Annotated in this window: 20 protein-coding genes; 10 read left to right on the top strand and 10 right to left on the bottom strand. The window is 71.4% G+C overall.

Annotation, left to right across the window (positions count from 1 at the left end; all coding sequences use genetic code 11):
* Window positions 1–142: 142 nt before the first annotated feature.
* From ASC60_RS05115 to ASC60_RS05105, 3 genes are read right to left on the bottom strand one after another with little or no spacing between them, the layout of a single operon-like run.
* Window positions 143–586, bottom strand: coding sequence for a PaaI family thioesterase (locus ASC60_RS05115; RefSeq protein ID WP_055547007.1), 444 nt, complete (start codon window positions 584–586; stop codon window positions 143–145).
* A gap of 50 nt (window positions 587–636) precedes the next feature.
* A complete protein-coding gene (locus ASC60_RS05110) occupies window positions 637–1,308 on the bottom strand; it encodes an enoyl-CoA hydratase-related protein (protein WP_055547005.1) in 672 nt (223 codons plus the stop codon).
* A 10-nt stretch (window positions 1,309–1,318) separates the two neighbouring features.
* Complete coding sequence (locus tag ASC60_RS05105) at window positions 1,319–1,924, bottom strand: TetR/AcrR family transcriptional regulator (protein ID WP_234356785.1); 606 nt, start codon at window positions 1,922–1,924, stop codon at window positions 1,319–1,321.
* Between the two features lie 54 nt (window positions 1,925–1,978).
* Between ASC60_RS05105 and ASC60_RS05100 the strand changes: the two genes are divergently transcribed.
* A complete protein-coding gene (locus ASC60_RS05100) occupies window positions 1,979–2,677 on the top strand; it encodes an ATP-binding protein (protein ID WP_370592876.1) in 699 nt (232 codons plus the stop codon).
* 193 nt (window positions 2,678–2,870) lie between these two features.
* On the opposite strand, the gene ASC60_RS05095 is transcribed toward ASC60_RS05100, so the two are convergent.
* Both ASC60_RS05095 and ASC60_RS05090 read right to left on the bottom strand, forming a co-directional pair.
* Window positions 2,871–3,092, bottom strand: coding sequence for a hypothetical protein (locus ASC60_RS05095; RefSeq protein WP_234356784.1), 222 nt, complete (start codon window positions 3,090–3,092; stop codon window positions 2,871–2,873).
* Window positions 3,093–3,295: 203 nt separating this feature from the next.
* A complete protein-coding gene (locus ASC60_RS05090) occupies window positions 3,296–4,426 on the bottom strand; it encodes an Lrp/AsnC family transcriptional regulator (protein ID WP_234356783.1) in 1,131 nt (376 codons plus the stop codon).
* 119 nt (window positions 4,427–4,545) lie between these two features.
* Between ASC60_RS05090 and ASC60_RS05085 the strand changes: the two genes are divergently transcribed.
* The gene (locus ASC60_RS05085) at window positions 4,546–5,274 is read left to right on the top strand and encodes an SDR family NAD(P)-dependent oxidoreductase (RefSeq protein WP_055546995.1); all 729 of its coding nucleotides are present in this window, start codon (window positions 4,546–4,548) and stop codon (window positions 5,272–5,274) included.
* Window positions 5,275–5,294: 20 nt separating this feature from the next.
* On the opposite strand, the gene ASC60_RS05080 is transcribed toward ASC60_RS05085, so the two are convergent.
* Window positions 5,295–5,609 carry an SCO4225 family membrane protein gene (locus tag ASC60_RS05080; RefSeq protein ID WP_063787063.1) on the bottom strand — a complete coding sequence of 105 codons (315 nt, stop codon included), beginning with the start codon at window positions 5,607–5,609 and terminating at the stop codon, window positions 5,295–5,297.
* 260 nt (window positions 5,610–5,869) lie between these two features.
* A complete protein-coding gene (locus tag ASC60_RS05075; protein ID WP_055546991.1) occupies window positions 5,870–6,664 on the bottom strand; it encodes a SigE family RNA polymerase sigma factor in 795 nt (264 codons plus the stop codon).
* 196 nt (window positions 6,665–6,860) lie between these two features.
* Here ASC60_RS05075 and afsQ1 point away from each other — a divergent pair, with 196 nt between their 5' ends.
* The 5 genes from afsQ1 to ASC60_RS05050 all read left to right on the top strand — a co-directional run bounded on the left by afsQ1 (window position 6,861) and on the right by ASC60_RS05050 (window position 10,849).
* Window positions 6,861–7,538, top strand: a complete 678-nt coding sequence (afsQ1, locus tag ASC60_RS05070; RefSeq protein WP_199830862.1) for a two-component system response regulator AfsQ1 — start codon at window positions 6,861–6,863, stop codon at window positions 7,536–7,538.
* A gap of 112 nt (window positions 7,539–7,650) precedes the next feature.
* Window positions 7,651–9,204 (top strand): ATP-binding protein, encoded by a 1,554-nt coding sequence (locus tag ASC60_RS05065; RefSeq protein WP_370592886.1) that lies wholly within the window; start codon window positions 7,651–7,653, stop codon window positions 9,202–9,204.
* A complete protein-coding gene (locus ASC60_RS05060) occupies window positions 9,201–9,818 on the top strand; it encodes a hypothetical protein (protein ID WP_055546985.1) in 618 nt (205 codons plus the stop codon). Before ASC60_RS05065 ends, ASC60_RS05060 begins: the two co-directional genes overlap by 4 nt.
* A gap of 183 nt (window positions 9,819–10,001) precedes the next feature.
* Window positions 10,002–10,577, top strand: a complete 576-nt coding sequence (locus ASC60_RS05055; RefSeq protein WP_055546983.1) for a VanZ family protein — start codon at window positions 10,002–10,004, stop codon at window positions 10,575–10,577.
* A gap of 68 nt (window positions 10,578–10,645) precedes the next feature.
* The gene (locus ASC60_RS05050) at window positions 10,646–10,849 is read left to right on the top strand and encodes a PspC domain-containing protein (RefSeq protein ID WP_055546981.1); all 204 of its coding nucleotides are present in this window, start codon (window positions 10,646–10,648) and stop codon (window positions 10,847–10,849) included.
* An 80-nt stretch (window positions 10,850–10,929) separates the two neighbouring features.
* Here the strand turns inward: ASC60_RS05050 and ASC60_RS05045 are convergent, their stop codons facing one another.
* Both ASC60_RS05045 and ASC60_RS05040 read right to left on the bottom strand, forming a co-directional pair.
* On the bottom strand, window positions 10,930–11,241 hold the full coding sequence (locus tag ASC60_RS05045) for a hypothetical protein (RefSeq protein ID WP_055546979.1): 312 nt from the start codon (window positions 11,239–11,241) through the stop codon (window positions 10,930–10,932).
* A gap of 138 nt (window positions 11,242–11,379) precedes the next feature.
* Window positions 11,380–12,546, bottom strand: coding sequence for an adenosine deaminase (locus tag ASC60_RS05040; RefSeq protein WP_055546977.1), 1,167 nt, complete (start codon window positions 12,544–12,546; stop codon window positions 11,380–11,382).
* A 103-nt stretch (window positions 12,547–12,649) separates the two neighbouring features.
* Here ASC60_RS05040 and ASC60_RS05035 point away from each other — a divergent pair, with 103 nt between their 5' ends.
* Window positions 12,650–13,414 (top strand): alpha/beta fold hydrolase, encoded by a 765-nt coding sequence (locus tag ASC60_RS05035; RefSeq protein WP_055546975.1) that lies wholly within the window; start codon window positions 12,650–12,652, stop codon window positions 13,412–13,414.
* A 92-nt stretch (window positions 13,415–13,506) separates the two neighbouring features.
* Here ASC60_RS05035 and ASC60_RS05030 read toward each other — a convergent pair whose 3' ends face one another.
* Window positions 13,507–14,673, bottom strand: a complete 1,167-nt coding sequence (locus ASC60_RS05030) for a hypothetical protein (RefSeq protein ID WP_234356782.1) — start codon at window positions 14,671–14,673, stop codon at window positions 13,507–13,509.
* Window positions 14,674–14,888: 215 nt separating this feature from the next.
* Here ASC60_RS05030 and ASC60_RS05025 point away from each other — a divergent pair, with 215 nt between their 5' ends.
* Both ASC60_RS05025 and ASC60_RS05020 read left to right on the top strand, forming a co-directional pair.
* On the top strand, window positions 14,889–16,229 hold the full coding sequence (locus ASC60_RS05025; protein WP_079038159.1) for a S8 family serine peptidase: 1,341 nt from the start codon (window positions 14,889–14,891) through the stop codon (window positions 16,227–16,229).
* Window positions 16,226–16,480 (top strand): hypothetical protein, encoded by a 255-nt coding sequence (locus ASC60_RS05020; protein WP_055546973.1) that lies wholly within the window; start codon window positions 16,226–16,228, stop codon window positions 16,478–16,480. The genes ASC60_RS05025 and ASC60_RS05020 overlap by 4 nt, the downstream gene beginning before the upstream one ends.
* Window positions 16,481–16,494: the final 14 nt, after the last annotated feature.

The raw sequence follows: 16,494 nt of genomic DNA, 5'->3' as shown, positions 1-16,494 counted from the left end.
CCGGCGGCCGCCACCCCGGCGCGCGTCCGCAGGCACAGGCTGACTCGAGCGCGTCGCGCACACGCCTTTGGTCAGCCCTTCGGCATGGGGCACGCAGCGCCAGGCGTCGCCGCACCCCACCTCGGCTGACGCGTAGGCCGACCTAAAAGATCATGCACGTGGTGGTGGCGTGGGCGATCAGGTTGCCCTGGTCGTCCAGCACCCTGCCCTCGGCGGTGGCGGTACGGCGGCCGGCGTGGATGACGGTGCCTTCGGCGGTGAGGGTCTGGCCGTCCGTGCGGGCGGCGCGGATGTAGTTGACCTTGAGTTCGAGGGTGGTGTAGCCGGTCCCGGCGGGGAGAGTGGTGTGGACGGCACAGGCCATGGCGGAGTCGAGGAGAGTGGCGGCGATGCCGCCGTGGACGGTGCCGAGCGGGTTGGCGAAGTCGGGGCGGGTGTCGAGGGAGATGACGATGCGGCCGTGCTCGACCTCGTCGAAGCGCATGCCGAGCAGGCGGCCTATGGACGGGATGTCGGTGGGGCGTTCGGTCTGCACCCAGCGCATCAGTTCCAGGCCGGTCATGGCTGCGAGGTCGGTGGTGGTCACGGTCGTTCTCCTAGGTGGTGCCGGGCGTGCGGGGATCGGCGCGGTGTGGGTCAGCCGAGCGGGTCGGCGGTGTCGCGCAGGGTGGCCAGGGCCGGGGCGTACATGCGGGTCTTGATGGTGCCGAGGGTGTCACCGGCCTTGTCCACCTGGGCCTGGGCGAGGGCGATGGCGGTGGAGCGCACGGCGTCCTCGACGACCGCCTGGTCGACGATACCGACGGCCGCGGCGTCGGACCCGCCGTAGCGGCGGGCGGTGACCATGGCCTCGTGCGCGGTCCGCGGTGTCAGCCGGGACTGGATGAGGGCGGACATGCCGGGAGTGAAGGGGATGTTGATGTCCGCTTCGGGCAGGCACCAGTAGCCGCGGTCGGCGCGCATGACGCGGAAGTCGTGGGCCAGGGAGAACATCGCGCCCGCGGCGAACGTGTGGCCCTGGAGCGCGGCCACCGTGATGACCGGCAGCGACAGCATCCGCGCGAACAGCTCGTGGACGGAGACGACGTAGTCCTGGTGCTGGTCGGCGTGGGCGAACAGCCAGTCCAGGTCGAGCCCGTTGGAGTAGAACTTGCCCGTGGCGGCGGTGACCAGGGCGCGGGGGCCTTCCGCCTTCTCCACCTCGTCGAGCGCGGCGCTGACGGCGGCGATCCAGTCGGGGTGGAAGCGGTTCTCGCCGTCTCCCAGATCGAGGACGAAGACGTTTTCCTGACGGTCGAGCGAGGGCATGACGGCTCCTTCAGGGCTGGGATCCGGCCTCGGGCCGTTGGGGCAGGGCGTTGAGCAGCAGGTCGTGGATCTCGGCGGCGGCAGCTTCCAGCGGAGCGGTGCTCTGCTCGGCACGGCACATGATCACCGCGCCTTCGACCGCCGCGATGATGAAGGCGCCGAGCCTCCGGCCGCGTTCCTCGGTCAGACCGTGCCGGATGAACAGGACCGCAAGTGCCTCCCGCCACCGGGCGAAGACGGTGGCGGCGGAGCGGGCCAGCTGAGGTGCGTCGTCGTTGGTCTCCACGGCCACCGCCACGATCGGACAGCCCGCCCGGAAGCCGCTCTCCACCAACCGGTCGCGCCACAACGCGAAGAACGCGTCGACAGCCCGCACAGGATCGTCGGCCTGCGTGGCGGCAGCGATCAGCCCGGCGATGAAGTCGCCCGCCAGCGCGACCGCTTCGTCGATGAGCTGCGTCCGTCCGCCGGGAAAGTGGTGATACACCGAGCCGCGCGGCGCTCCGCTGTGGGCGAGCACCCGGTCGATACTGGTCGCGCTCGCGCCATGCTCGCGCAACAGGGCGGCGGCGCTGAGAATCATCCGGTCCCGGCTGTCACTCCTGCGCGGGCTCACCTGCTCACCCCTTCTGATCTACCTGTCGGTAACTTATGGGGCATGGCATAGAACATGCAAGAGGGGCGCCGGCGGTCTTTCCGTTCATGCGGGACGGTGGATGCAGCACACTGGTGTTCCGTGACCCTTCATCCAGCCTCCGCGCGCGTCGTCCTGCTCACCGGGCCCTCGGGGTCGGGAAAGTCGTCCCTCGCGGCCCGTACCGGGCTGCCCGTGCTGAATCTCGACGACTTCTACAAGGAGGGGGACGATCCGACGCTCCCGCAGCTCGCCGGGGATGAAGGGGCCGACTGGGACTCGCCGTTGGCGTGGGACGCGGACGCGGCGGTGGCAGCGGTCGAGGCGTTGTGCCGGACATCGCGGACGACGGTGCCGGTGTACGACATCGCCTCCAGCTCGCGGGTGGGCGAGGAGCCGATGGACATCGGGGCGGCATCGCTGTTCGTGGCGGAGGGGATCTTCGCGGCGGACATCGTCGACCGGTGCCGGGCGTCGGGGCTGCTGGCGGACGCGATCTGTCTGCGGGGGCGGCCCTCGACCACGTTCCGGCGGCGGCTGACGCGCGATCTGCGGGAGGGGCGCAAGTCGGCGCCGTACCTGGTGCGGCGGGGCTGGCGGCTGATGCGGTCCGAGCGCGGCATCGTGGAGCGGCAGACGGCGCTGGGCGCGTACGCGTGCGGCCGGGACGAGGCGCTGGAGCGGATAGCGATGGCGGCCACGGCGGGGCGGCGGCGGGAGAACGCACGGGCTTGAGCGGCGCGGGCCTCATCCCGCGGCACGTACCGGCCGAGGGCGGCGGTGCGGCATTCGGTCGGTACGCCCGCGGGACGCGACGGCTTTCACGTGATACGAAAAGGCGAGGCGCCCTGGAATCGTGGCGCCCCGCCGGGGTATTCAGCACACGGCCGGAAAAGGGCCGCCGGAAGTGCCGTTTACCAGAGGCTGTTTACCAGGGGTACATGACGACCCAGCTGCCTTCCCGGACACAGCTGAAGCCGCTCAGCTGACCGGCCTGTGCCGCCCGGTTGCCCAGCGTCTGGCACTCCTGGAAGGAGTACGTGTAGTGCGGGAGGAGACGGGTCTCGGCGGAGGCGGTGCCCGCCGTCACGAGCGGCAGGGCGACGGCAGCCGTGGCAACCGCGGCTACGGCGAGCGCCTTCACGCGCATAGCCTTCTTCATAAGTCTCTCCCATCGAGTACGGAAATACACGATCCGTCATTTCACCCCCACACGGCTCGCGTTCCGGGCGGCAGGGGCGACGGAAGGGAGAGTATCAACGGGCAGGTATCGACTGCCCAGAATCTTGGCGTTTGTCGGCGCCACACTAGGGAAAAGCAAAGAAACGCGCCGCCCAAGGAACCAGAATTCCCTCAGACCACTGGAGGGCAGGATTCCCGCGCGCGACGCGGAAGTCCCGGCCCCCGGCGGCCTTCGCCGGCCGGCGCGTCCGACCGCTTCGCGGCTCTGTGGGAGGGCTCGACGAGACGGCCGCCGGACAGGAGCGTGCCGGCCTGCTTGACCTGGTGGTGCAGGGGAGAGACCTCCATGCTCTGGAGGCCGGGCAGGGAACCGATGCGGTCCGTGGTGAATTCGAAGAGTTCGTCGAGGTCCCGGCAATGCGCGACGGCGTGGATGTTGTGGGGCCCGGAGACGGCCGCGGCGAAGGCGATCCCGGGCTCCCGCGCAAGGGCGCGTCCGACGCTCTTGACCGCCGACGGGTGGACGTGGAGCCACAGGTTCGCCTGGGTCCGATAGCCCAGGGCCGCCGCGGCGATCTCGACGTCGATGTGGACGACGCGGCGCTGGGTCAAGGCGTCGAGGCGGCGTGACGCGCGCCCGGGTGTGAGGCCGGCGGCCGCGGCGAGGTCGACGAGGCCGGCGCGGCCGTCCGCGGCGAGCAGGTCGAGCAGCTTCTCGTCCTCGGCGGTGAGCCGGAGGGGTTCGCGGGCGACGACCGGGCCCTCCGTGAACGGATGGCCGCCCTTCCCGAGCATCGACTCCTGCTCCGGAGTCAGCGTGCCGCGCAGAGCGGCCCAGTAGTGGCCGCGGCCCCCGACGAACTGACGGAGCATCGCGGACGCGTTGATGTCGATCACCGACGCGGTGCGCGGCAGGCGCCGACCGAGGAGATCTTCGCGCTGCTCCCGGGTGCGCGACCGGACCGCGCAGGTGATTTCGGAACCCGCGGCGGTGAGGGCCACCCAGCTGACGTCGTCGCGCCGCGCGAGGGCGTCGGCGATCGCCGTGACGCCACCGGGGCGGCAGCGCAGCCGCACCAGCCACTTGCTCTGCCCCAGCGCCCCCGGATCGACCACACCGGCGACGCGGATGACGCCATCGGCACGCAGCCGACGGTAGCGGCGGCTGACGGCACTCTCGGTGAGGCCGAGCGCCGCCGCGATCGAGGCGAACGAGGCCCGCGGAGCGACCTGGAGCGCGCGCATGATCCGCACATCGTCGGGCCGCACAGCGGTGGATTCCGGCATGAAGGCTCCCGTCACGCGGGCAATCGTACAAATACGCGCTCCCGACGTGCCCTGAGGGGCGGGCGGCGGAAAACTCGACGCGCATCAGCTCACGACGCGAAGAAGGGAGATGGCGCGGAGTGTCATCCAAGGACATGTCATCGAAGGACGCGGACCGGCGCACACCGACCGCTCTCGTCGTCGGGGCGTCGCGCGGTCTCGGTCACGCGATGGCGGCCGAATTCCTCGGCCGGGGATGGAACGTCATCGGAACCGTACGGAACACCACCGCCCGAACACCCTTGCACGATCTCGCGGACCGCTCCGGCGGGCGCGTCCGCGTCGAGCATCTCGACATCAACGAGCCCGCTCAGTCGGCATCCCTGCGCGAACGCCTCGCACCACACGAACTCGATGTGCTGTTCGTCAACGCGGGGACCACCAACAACGAACAGACGCCGATCGGGGCGGTGCCCACCGCCGATTTCGTCGAGGTGATGGTCACCAACGCGCTCAGCCCGATGCGCGTCATCGAAACGCTGGAAGACCTCGTGTCCCCGACCGGACTCATCGGGGCGATGTCCTCCGGCCAAGGCAGCATCACCAACAACACGACCGGAATGCGCGAGGTCTACCGGGGCAGCAAAGCGGCCCTGAACATGTTCCTGCGCGGCTTCGCGGCCCGGCAGGCCCAGCAGTCCGGGACCGCCGAGCGGGCCTTCGTCCTCATGGCGCCCGGCTGGGTCCGCACGGAGCTGGGAGGTCCTGACGCGCCGTTCACCATCGAGGAGACCGTGCCGCGGGTGGTGGACGTGCTGCTGTCGAGGCTGGGGAGGCCCGGTCTCGCCTACCTGGACCGGTGGGGTGAGACCGTGCCGTGGTGAAGCCCGCCGGGCGCCGGCCGCTACGCGCTGCGCGCCGTACGGGCCAGGAGGGTGATCGTGGCGGCGTTGAGCATGGCGGCCGCGATGACCAGGCCGAAGTAGGAGGTCTCGGTGCCCTCCGGGAGGAGGACGAAGAGCAGGCTGGCCGGGGCCGTGAACAGGGCGGGGACGACCGCCGCCAACGAGGCGTCGTCGTAGGGGAAGAAGCTCGCGTCCGCCCAGGCCCAGACCAGCAGGGCGAGGACCACGGCGAGGTAGCCGCGGGAGAGCCAGTCGCCCGCGACCACATCGAGGACGCGTCGTAGGACGTCGCTTGTCTTCCTCCGGATCAGCATGCGGCTCAGCCTGCCGAAACAGGCGATACGCGGGCATGAGTATCCGTACTCAAACCGCCCCGTACGGCCGCACACGAAGAACGGGCCCGGACAGGCCCCCCGGCCGTCCTGACCCGCTCTCCCCCGTTGGGATCCCCCGATCCCGTTTCCCCCGGTTTTCCCCTTTCCCCTGTTTTTCCCTGCCCCCGTTTTCCCCGTTTTCCCCGTTGCCCCGTGCTCCGGCGCTCCCCCGAGCACCGGCCCCCGTTTTCCCCTTGCCCTCAGGCGACGAGCTCGCCGAAGGACTCTTCCTCGTCACGGCCGAAGCTGAGGGTGCCGTCCTCGCGCATCCGGCGCAGCGAGCGCCAGATACTGCTCTTGACCGTGCCGACACTTATGTTGAGTATGTCCGCGATTTCCGGATCCGTCCGGCCCTCGTAGTAGCGCAGCACCAGCATCGTGCGCTGGAGTTCGGGGAGCCGGGCCAGGGCCTGCCAGAGCACGGCGCGCAGCTCGGTGCCGCGCATCGCGTCCTGGTCGCCCGCCGTCTCCGGCAGCTCCTCCGTCGGGTACTCGTTGAGCTTGCGCCGGCGCCAGGCGCTGATGTGCAGGTTGGTCATGGTGCGGCGCAGGTAGCCGCCGACCGCGGCCTTGTCGCTGATCCGGTCCCAGGCCCGGTAGGTCGAGAACAGGGCGCTCTGCAGCAGGTCCTCGGCCTCGAACCGGTCGCCGGTCAGGTGGTAGGCGGTTGCGTACAGGGAGGCGCGGCGCTCCTGGACGTACGCGGTGAATTCCGCTTCCGCCCCGCTCTGCGCGCGCCGCTCCCCCGCTGCCTCCCGGTACGAGCTGCCCCCGTTGCCGCCCCCGTGGTCCCCCCCGGGACCCCCGTGCCCCCCGGGGCCCTCCCCGGCCCCCGGCTTCGCGTCAATGGCCACCATGTACGGCGGCCGCTGACGCCCGGCGCCGCGAGCGCACCCCCGCCCGCTCACGGCACCGGACTTCTCCGTGCTCCGGACGGCGTCGTGGAGGCGCGTGCGAATGACTGCGCTGTCGTGGGTGAAGTGCAGTGTGCTCATGTCGCGCCCCCCGTCGTGGAGCCTGCTCGGTCGTCTGCTGACTGCCCGGCCGCTCGTTCCGGCCGGTGCACAGAAGACTTTGCCGAACCAGTTTCATGGCGCTGTCTGCCGACTGTCACAGGCTCGTCACAGGGGATCAAGGTCGCGCGTTCCCGACGGTCGAACTACAGGCCCCTTGTAGGCCAGAATGACCAACGTGCCTTTCCTGTTGCTGATCGAGGACGACGACGCCATCCGCACGGCCCTCGAGCTCTCCCTGTCCCGCCAGGGCCACCGTGTGGCGACGGCGGCGACGGGCGAGGATGGCCTGAAACTGCTGCGCGAGCAGCGGCCGGACCTGATCGTGCTGGATGTGATGCTGCCCGGGATCGACGGCTTCGAGGTGTGCCGCCGCATCCGCCGCACCGACCAGTTGCCGATCATTTTGCTGACGGCCCGCAACGACGACATCGACGTGGTCGTGGGGCTGGAGTCGGGTGCGGACGACTATGTGGTGAAGCCCGTGCAGGGGCGGGTGCTGGACGCCCGTATCCGCGCGGTGCTGCGCCGTGGCGAGCGGGAGGCGAACGACTCGGCGTCGTTCGGCAGCCTGGTGATCGACCGGGCGGCCATGACGGTGACCAAGAACGGTGAGGATCTTCAGCTCACCCCCACCGAGCTGCGGCTTCTGCTGGAGCTGAGCCGGCGGCCTGGGCAGGCACTGTCGCGGCAGCAGCTGCTGCGGCTGGTGTGGGAACACGACTATCTGGGTGATTCCCGGCTGGTGGACGCGTGTGTCCAGCGGCTGCGCGCCAAGGTGGAGGACGTGCCGTCGTCGCCGACGCTGATCCGCACGGTGCGTGGGGTCGGGTACCGGTTGGACGCTCCGGCGTGAGAGTGAGGGACGCGGCCGCGTACGCCGCTGCGCACGGGTGGGGCGGAGACATACGGAATTGAGCGGTGTGAACGAGGAGCCCGGCCGGGCGCGGGGCTGGGCCGCGGGGATTCTGCGGTGGCTCAGCCTGAGGCTGCGGCTGATGCTGGTGTTCGGGCTGGTGGCGCTGGCGGCCGCGGTGTCCGCGTCGGCGATCGCGTACTGGCTGAACCGTGACGCGGTGCTGACCCGCACCCAGGACGCGGCGCTGGACGAGTTCCGCAAGGCGCTCAAGGACGACACCGATCCGCTGCCCGCCAGGCCGACCTGTCCCGAATTGCAGGACGCCGCTGACCGCATGGCGGACAACACACAGAAGTACGAGGTGTTGTTGGTCACCCGGACCCGGGAGAAGGGCTCCTGCCCGGCGGCCTCGGCGCCGGACCTGTTCACCATGAAGGCCGTGCCGGGGGTGCTGCGCCGCGCGGTGGACGAGCGGCGCGCCGCCGAGGGCTCGCGGTCCGCCCCGTACCACCTCTACTGGCAGCGGATCACGCTGGACGGCACGCCGTACCTGGTGGGCGGGGCGAAGGTGAACGGGGGCGGGCCGACCGGCTACATGCTCAAGTCGCTGGACACCGAGCGCCAGGACCTGAACTCGCTCGCCTGGTCGCTGGGCATCGCCACCGCCCTGGCGCTGGTCGGCTCCGCGCTGCTCGCGCAGGCGGCCGCGGCCACCGTGCTGCGGCCGGTGCAGCGTCTCGGCGAGGCGGCGAACCGGCTGGGCGAGGGGCATCTGGACACCCGGCTGCAGGTCTCGGGCTCGGACGAGCTGGCCAATCTGTCGCACACCTTCAACCGGGCCGCGGAGCGGCTGCAGAAGCGGGTGGCGGAGCTGAGCGCGCGGGAGGCGTCCAGCCGGCGCTTCGTCGCGGACATGTCGCATGAGCTGCGGACCCCGCTCACCGCGATCACGGCGGTCAGCGAGGTGCTGGAGGAGGAGGCCGACTCCCTCGACCCGATGATCGCCCCGGCGGTGCAGCTGGTGGTCAGCGAGACCCGGCGGCTGAACGACCTGGTGGAGAACCTGATGGAGGTGACCCGCTTCGACGCGGGCACGGCCCGGCTGGTGCTCGACGACGTCGACGTGGCGGACCAGGTGACGGCGTGCATCGACGCGCGGGCCTGGCTGGACGCGGTGGAGCTGGACGCGGCGCGCGGGATCGTGGCCCGGCTGGACCCGCGGCGGCTGGACGTCATCCTGGCGAACCTCATCGGGAACGCGCTCAAGCACGGCGGCTCCCCGGTGCGGGTCTCGGTGATCCCCGAAGGACCCGAGGACGGGGACCTGCTGATCAAGGTGCGGGACCACGGCCCGGGGATCCCCGAGGACGTGCTGCCGCATGTCTTCGACCGCTTCTACAAGGCCAGCGCCTCCCGGCCCCGCTCGGAGGGCAGCGGTCTCGGGCTGTCGATCGCGATGGAGAACGCGCACATCCACGGCGGCGACATCAGCGCCGCGAACTCGCCGGAGGGCGGGGCCGTCTTCACGCTGCGGCTGCCCATGGACGCCTCGCGCCTCGCCTCGATCGAGAAGCGGAAGGGCGAGGAGCCGACGGCCGAGGAGCCGACGGCCGAGGAGCGGACGGGCGACGAGGGCCGTACGAACGAAGGGGGCGCGTCATGAGCCCGCGAGCGACCCGGCGACCCGCCGCCCTGCTGCTGACCGTCGTGGTCGCGCTGCTGGCGGCCGGGTGCGGCATACGCGGCACGTCGGTGCCGGTGGACGCCGGGCCCGCGCCCTCGCGCGCGTCGTGCCAGGCGCCGGAGACGGGGCGGGCCGCCGAGGGGACGGGCCGGGCCTCCGTACGGGTCTATCTGCTGTGCACCTCGCGGATCCTGTCGGTGAACCGGAACGCGCAGCTGCCGGGGCAGAAGGCGCCGATCGAGCGGGTGGCGGCGGCCCGGGCACTGCTGGAGCAGTTGCGGCAGCCGCCCACGGCGGCCGAGTCCTCGGCCGGGTTCTCCACCGCGGTGGAGAACTGGGTCACGGTCTCCGGCCCGGCGAAGGGCGATCCGGACGGGGCGCTGCGGCTGAACCGGCCGCCGGAGGAGCTGCCGTCGTACGCGCTGGCGCAGATCATCTGCACGTTCGCGGGCTCGGCGGCGGCGGACGAGGAGCACAAGGTGGTGCTCGGCGGTCCGGACAGTGACCGGGATCCGCTGAAGCGGTACGAGTGCACGGAGGAGACGCGGAGCCGTCCGGAGGTCGCGGTGAACTCCGGGGTGCTGGTGCCCTGACCGGCGGACTGAGCGACGGGCTGACCGGCGGGCTGACCGGCGGGCTGACCGATTCCCTGCGGTTCGCCGCCGGTTCCCGGTCCGTTCGCCGTGGCGACCCGGTGACCAACTCGTCGGTAACCCGTTACTGACCAGCGAGGTGCGTGCGGAACCGGGAGCCGGGCCGGTCGCGTCCTGAGATACGTGCAGGGTCGTTTCGGCCGTCGGGCCGCCTTCCGCTACCGCGCCGCGGGTTTCGTTCTCCTCGTCGCTCACCTTGCGTTCGTCTGCTGGCTGACCCTGCGCCCGCTGACCGTGCCGTGGGTGACGGCCGAGACCCTGGAACCGCTGGGCGCCATCCGCGCCGATCTGGCGCTCACCCCGTGGGCCGCGGCCCGTTCGATCGGCGGGGGGCTGCTGCTGCTCGCGCCGCTGGGGGTGCTGCTGCCGCTGGCGGGGGGCCGGGTGGACGCGTACCCGTTCGCCTCGTTCGTCCGGACGACCTTCACCGGGGCGATGACGGCCATGGCGATCGCGCTGCTGCGCAGCGAGGTGACCGGCCAGATCGTGAGCGTGGACGCGCTGCTGCTGAACACCGTCGGGGTCGCGCTCGCGCATCTGCTGGTGGTGCCCGCCGTACGGACGCTGGTCCGCCGCCGGGCGGACGGGCCCCGGGGCGCGGCCCTCCCCCGGGAGGAGAGCGGCCGGGCGGTGACCCCGACGAGGACCAGGGTCGGCCTCGCACCCTGGAGCGACGCCTCATCCGGCTCGCATACCTAGCGTGGAGGTATCGGCTCGGGCAACCCGGCCCGGGACGGTACGAACCGATACGCCGAGGAGTCGCCATCATGGCCGCCGCACTGGTCCGCCCCCGCAACCACAAGATGATCGCCGGTGTCTGCGCCGGTCTGGCCCGCCGGTTCGGGACGACCCCGACCACGATGCGGGTGATCTTCCTGGTCTCCTGTCTGCTGCCGGGTCCGCAGTTCCTGCTCTACATCGCGCTGTGGATCCTCCTCCCGGCGGAGGACTCCTACCGCGAGGCTTGGTAGCGGCAGGGAGCCGGTGACGACGCGGCCGGGCCGCACACCCGAGGCGGGTGTGCGGCCCGGCCGGTGTGCCGGAAAGAGGATCAGCCCAGGCGCATGATGTTGTTGGTCGGCAGGTTCTTGAGCCCGCCGAGGCCGCCGAGGTTGCCCAGCAGGCCCTGGGCTTCGGGCTGGCTGGGCCGACCGGCGGCGGGGCGGCCGGGGGCCTTGCCCGGGGCCTGTCCGCCGGGGAGCGCTTGCGGGGCGGAGACGCCGACGCCCTGGCCGCCGAGGCCGGACGCGCCGTGGCCCTGGGGGCTCGGGGCACTGGCCGCGGACGCGACACCGCCACCGGCCACGAGGGCGGCAGCACCGAGGGCCATGACGCCGAGGGTCTTGAGGGTTCCCTGCTTCATCAGAAATCTGTCCTTGCAGACGGGGGGCTTGACCGATACGGAAACGTAGCCCTGGATTTCAGACGCCCGCAAACAGGGGAAAGCGGCACCCGAGCGGCCATAGAACCCTTCCCCCAGCCTTTTCTTCCGTCCGTACGATCAACTGCCCTCGACCATAGATTCCCTGGTCACAGCGGTGGTCGAGCCCACCTGTCGGAACAGCCATTCGGACTTCAATTCAGCATACCCAGGCTTGATCACGTCATTGATCATCGCCAGACGTTCACCGAAAGGAATGAAGGCCGACTTCATCGCATTAACGGTGAACCACTGCATGTCGTCCAGCGTGTACTGGAACGTCGAGACCAGGTGCTGGAATTCGGTACTCATGCTCGTACCGCTCATCAGACGATTATCCGTATTCACGGTGGCCCGGAAATGCAGGCGGCGCAGCAGCCCGATGGGGTGATCGGCGTACGACGTGGCCGCGCCCGTCTGGAGGTTGGAGGTGGGGCACAGTTCCAGCGGGATGCGCTTGTCCCGGACGTACGAAGCGAGGCGGCCCAGCGTGATCGAGCCGTCGTCGGCGACCTCGATGTCGTCGATGATGCGCACCCCGTGGCCCAGCCGGTCGGCGCCGCACCACTGGAGCGCCTGCCAGATGGAGGGCAGCCCGAAGGCCTCGCCCGCGTGGATCGTGAAGTGGTTGTTCTCCCGCTTCAGGTATTCGAAGGCGTCCAGGTGGCGGGTGGGCGGGAAGCCCGCCTCGGCGCCCGCGATGTCGAAGCCGACGACGCCGAGGTCGCGGTAGCGGTTGGCGAGTTCGGCGATCTCCAGGGCGCGGGCCGCGTGGCGCATCGCGGTGAGGAGGGCGCCGACGCGGATGCGGTGGCCGTTGTCCCGGGCAAGCCGCTCCCCCTCGCGGAAGCCCTCGTTCACCGCCTCGACCACCTGCTCCAGGGTGAGCCCCTCGGTGAGGTGCTGCTCGGGGGCGTAGCGGATCTCGGCGTAGACGACGCCGTCCTCGGCCAGGTCCTCGACGCATTCGGCGGCGACCCGGACGAGGGCCTCGCGGGTCTGCATGACGGCGCAGGTGTGGGAGAAGGTCTCCAGGTAGCGCTCCAGCGAGCCGGAGTCGGCCGCCTCGCGGAACCAGAGGCCGAGCTTGTCCGGTTCGCTCTCCGGCAGCGCCTCGTACCCGGTCTCCCGGGCGAGGTCGATGATCGTGCCGGGGCGCAGCCCGCCGTCGAGGTGGTCGTGCAGCAGCACTTTGGGGGCACGGCGGATCTGTTCGGGGGTGGGTTGGTGGGTGTGCTCGCTCGTCATCTGTGCAACCATAGCCCCTACGCGCGTAGATGGCCGCGATAGATACGGAACAGTGACCCGCAGGGGTAGTGGACTCCACTCGCCGTTCTGCGATCGTTTTGCCATGGCTCAGCAAGCGTTGCCCGAACGGGGCGCCCGGCTGGGGCGGCCGATGGGCGCGGCCGCCTCGCGGAGGACCGTGCACGGTGTGGTGTTGCTGCTTCCGGGCGGTGATCCGGACGGCGGCACCAGGCGGCCCACCCGGATGTCCGCCGCGGCCGTGCTGCCGCTGGCCCGGCGGCTGGTCCGGGCGGGCGAGGAGGAGGGGCTGGCCGCCCACGTGGTGCACTACCGCTGCCGCGGCTGGAACGGGCCCGACGCCTCCGCGGCCGCCGACGCCGAATGGGCCACCCAGGAGGTCGTACGGCGCTACGGCGACGTCCCGGTGTGCCTCGCGGGCCACGGCATGGGCGCCCGCGCCGCGCTGCGCGCCGCCGGGCATCCCGCCGTCGCCTCGGTGGTGGCCCTGGCGCCCTGGCTCCCGGAGGCGGACACCCCCGATCCCGAGCCGGTCAAGCACCTGGTGGGGCGGCAGGTGCTGATCGCCCACGGGACGAACGACGAGCGCGTGGACCCGGAGCTGTCGTACCGGCTCGCCGAGCGCGCCAAGAAGGTCAACCGCGATGTGTGCCGCTTCGAGGTGCACTCCGACGGGCACGGGCTGCACCAGCACCGCCACGAGGTCCAGGCGCTGGCCATCGACTTCCTCCTCGGCTCCCTCTTCGCCACCGGCTACTCCCGCCCGGTGGCCGACGCCCTGGCCGCGCCGCCCCCGCTGGGTCTGCGCATGCCGCTGGCGGCGGGCTTCGGGTCGACGCTGCGGCGCTGAACTCCTGGGGAGTGCCCAACGCGGCGTGGGGTGGGGCTCGCCGGGTGGCGGACCCCACCCCACGTCATGGGTGGTCGTGGATCAGTCGCCGGTCAGTGGAGCAGGTTCAGGGTGTTGGAGGCGTCGTCGACGAAGTACACCGAGCGGCCGTTCGGTGCGACCGCCAGTCCGAACAGCGCGCCCGCGCCCGGCGGGGTGCCGGTGGAGTCCAGCCGACGGATGGCCACCTGGCGGCCGGCCGGGGTGGTCTCGACGATGTTCCCGTCACCGCCGTTGACGGTGAGGATGTTGTTGTTCGGCGCGACGGCGAGCCCGAGCGGGCCGTTGAGCGCACCGCCGGAGCTGACGGTGCGGCCGGTGCCCGCGCTGGTCCTGCGCTTGAGGGCGTCCGGGATGGCCGCGATGCGGCTGTTGACGGTGTCGGCCACGTAGAGGGTGCCGTCGTGTCCGAGGCCGACGCCGGTGGGGCCGACGACGAGGGCGTCCGGATCGGTCCGCTCGGCGAAGCCGGAGCCGATCTTCGTGGTCTTCTCGCGGGTCGGCGGCTGGTTGCCGTGCAGCTCGAGGGCGATGCGGAGCACGGTGCCCCGGTTGACCACATTGCCGCCGCCCGCGACCGTACCGTTGAGCACGTTGGTGACGAACAGGTCGGCGCGGTTGCCGTGGCTGACCGCGGTCATGTCCCAGGGGCCGTTGATGCCGTGTCCGGTGAACGTCTCACGGACGGTGCCGTGACTGTCCAGCACCAGCAGACATCCGGCCTCGGCGTTCGCGGCGTTCCCGTCGCCGGTGGGCAGGCTGCCGACCACGACCCAGCCGCCGGGCAGGATGGACAGCGCGGTGGTGAGGCCGATGCCGCCGGTGCAGGGGCTCGGGAGCCGGCTCGGGTTGATCCGGGCGAACTGGCTGACGCCGCCGTCCGGCTTCACCTGGACGATGGTGGTGCCGGTGCCCTGCTCGTTGGCGGCGTTGTTGAAGTTGCTGACCAGCACGTTGTTCTTGTGCAGAGCGCCGATGCTCTGCGGGACGACGGCCGTGCCGTACGGGTTGAGGTCCCCGTTGGCGGGGACTGTGGACGCGATCGTGGTGACCGTGTGCAGCGGGCCGAGGAAGGTCCCGTGGTGGGCGGCGGCCGCCGAGGTGCCGCCGAGACCGACGGCCAGCGCGGCGACCGCCGAGACGAGTGAGCGGCGCCGGGGCAGCCGGGGACGTCGCGACCGCGTCTCGGCCGACGCGACGGACACAGAGTGAGAATTCATGACGTAAAGCTAAACTCTTGAGTCCGTTATGTTCTGTTTTGACCCTTAATTATCACTGTGGCGTACGTATGGCAGGGCTGATCGGCTGAGTTGCGAGCCCCGGTGGGCGGGGTGACGGTGGATGAGGGGCGTCGCCCCACCCTCCGCGCACAGCGGCGCACGTCCCCTCTCTCGGGGGAGACAGCGCACGCAAGCTCAAGAAGCGGAGAACCCCCATGACGAACGGACCCATGGGCAGGCCGCCCAACGGCGAACATCCCGAGCGGGCCGATGTGCCGCTCATGCCCCACGCCACCGAGTACACCGGCCGGTACGTGGTGCTGCTCGACCAGCGGGAGACGGAACGCGGATTGGACGCGCTGCGCTCGTCCGCGGGGATAGCGTCCGTCGAACGCGTCCGCGGCACCGAGGCCGCCGGCGCCGCCGAGCTGCTCCAGCGGCCCGATGTCTCGGTGCTGTTCGACGAACTCGGCGCCGCCGTCGTCGAAGTGCAGCCCGACCAGCGGCACACGCTGGTGACCACGGCGCAGACCGAACCCGCCATCATCGCCGCCGAGCCGGAACGGATGGTGTACGCCTCGGTGATCACCGAACCGCAGCGGACGCTGACCGGGTTCTTCCCGACCTACCGCAGCGACGAGGAGGAGGTCGACCGCCACACCAGGGCCGAACTCGCCTCCTCGCTCGGCCCCGCCTGGGACGAGGAGAGCGTCACCTGGGGCCTCCAGGCGATCCGGGCGAACTTCTCCACCCTGTCCGGGCGCGGGGTGAAGGTGGCCGTGCTGGACACCGGGGTGGCCACCCAACACCCGGACCTGGCGGGATGCCTGGAGGAGACGGCTTCCTTCGTACCCGGCGCGAGCGTCGAGGACGGCCATGGCCACGGCACCCACTGCATCGGCACCGTCGCCGGTCCCGCGAAGCCCGAACACGCGCCCCGTTACGGGGTGGCGGGCGAAGCGCGGATCCTGGCCGGCAAGGTGCTGAACGATCGCGGCAGGGGCACCGACGGGCAGATCCTGGCGGGCTACGCCTGGGCCGTCGCGCACGGCGCCCGGGTGATCTCCATGTCGCTGGGGGCGCCGGTCGCCCCCGGGGAGCTGTTCCCGCAGACGTACGAGAACGTGTTCCAGCGCGCGCTGCACCGCCAACCGGGCACGGTCACCATCGCAGCGGCGGGCAACGAGAGCCGGCGGCCGGGGTTCGTGGCCCCCGTCGGCCGGCCCGCCAACTGCCCCTCCGCCCTGGCGGTGGCCGCGCTCGGCAAGGAGCTGGCGACGGCGTTCTTCTCGTGCGGCGCGATCAACGGCGAGGGCGGCGAGGTGAACATCGCGGCACCCGGCGTCGATGTGTTCTCGGCCGCGCCGGACGGCTCGTACCAGACGCTGAGCGGCACGAGCATGGCCACCCCGCACGCCGCCGGGGTGCTCGCGCTGATCGCCCAGGCGCATCCGGAGTCCTCGACGGCCGGCCTGCGGGCCCGGCTGCTCTCCGGGGCGTACCCGCTGCCGCTCCCCGCCACGGACGCGGGCGCGGGTCTGCTGCAGGCACCGTGACGGGCCCCGCGCACGAGGCGCCCGGACCGGTCGGGGTGATCGTCTCGGTCGACCCCGACCGGTTCGCGGACGTGGTGCGGGCCGCCCGCGGAGCCGGCCTCACGGTCACCGGTGAACAGCCGCTGCTCGGCTTCCTCACCGGCACCATCGCCGAGGAGCGGATTTTGGTGCTGGAGGCGGTGGACGGGGTGGAGGCCGTCGACCGGGAGCGCATCATGGGGATCCCGCCGCCGGACTCGCCGCTCCAGTGAGCCGCGTACGGGCC

Source organism: Streptomyces sp. NBRC 110028, assembly GCF_001417735.1.
Classification (GTDB): domain Bacteria; phylum Actinomycetota; class Actinomycetes; order Streptomycetales; family Streptomycetaceae; genus Streptomyces.
Note: the sequence above shows the minus strand (reverse complement) of the source record. Positions and strands in the feature narration are given on the sequence as shown.